This is a genomic window from Kitasatospora sp. MY 5-36 (assembly GCF_001182915.1).
In the GTDB taxonomy this organism is placed as follows: Bacteria; Actinomycetota; Actinomycetes; order Streptomycetales; family Streptomycetaceae; genus Kitasatospora.
On sequence record NZ_LFVW01001307.1, the window covers coordinates 1 to 935 of the forward strand.

Genomic DNA, 935 nt, shown 5'->3' on the forward strand with positions numbered 1-935 from the left:
CCGGCCGGCCGCGCCCCCTGGCGGGCGCGCGGCACCGTGCTGCTGACCGGCGGCACCGGCTCGATCGGGGCCTGCGTCGCGCGCTGGCTCGCCGAGCGGGACACCCCGCGCGTCGTGCTGACGAGCCGTTCCGGCCCGTCCGCGGAGGGGGCGGTGGAACTCGCGGCCGCGATGGCGTCCGCCGGGACGGCTGTCGACATCGTCAGCTGCGACACCGGCGTCCGCCGGGACGTCACCGACCTCGTCGCCCGGATCGAGGCCACCGGACCGGGCCTGTCCACGGTCCTGCACTCGGCCAACACCGGCTACCTGGCCCGGGTCGAGGACACCACCAGGGAGGGCCTGGCGGCGGCGCTCAGCGCCAAGGCCGCCGGGGCCACCTACCTGGACGAGGCGACGGCCGCGCTGGACGTGGACGAGTTCGTGCTGTTCTCCTCGATCTCGGCGACCTGGGGGAGCAACGACCACGGCCCGTACGCGGCGGGGAACGCCTTCCTGGACGGCCTGGCCGAGGACCGCCGGGCCCGGGGCCTGCCGGGCACCTCGATCGCCTGGGGCGTCTGGGACTCCCGGGACTGGGACGCGGTCGACGACCTGATGGACCACAGCCCCGGCCGGGTGACGCCCCGACGGCTCCGCCGGCAGGGGATGAACTTCCTCGAGACCGAACGGGCGCTGACGGCGCTGGACCAGACCCTCGCGGACGACGAGACCTTCATCGCGCTCGCCGACGTGACGTGGGAGAAGTTCGCGCCGGTGTTCCGCGCGGCGCGCCCGCGCCCGCTGCTGGACGCCATCCCCGAGGCCCGGGAGCAGGAGGACCGGGGCCCGGACGCCGCCGGGTCGGACCGGCCGGCCGAGGCCACCGGCGAACTGTTCCGCGCCCTCGTCGGCCTGACCGCCGCCGAGCGCCGCCGCGCGGTGGTCGAGCTGGT

General features: G+C 76.7%; 1 protein-coding gene. It reads left to right on the plus strand.

Annotated features, from left to right (window positions below; translation table 11 throughout):
• A partial coding sequence (locus AE652_RS42130; RefSeq protein ID WP_049661458.1) for a beta-ketoacyl reductase occupies window positions 1–935 on the plus strand: 935 nt, incomplete at both ends.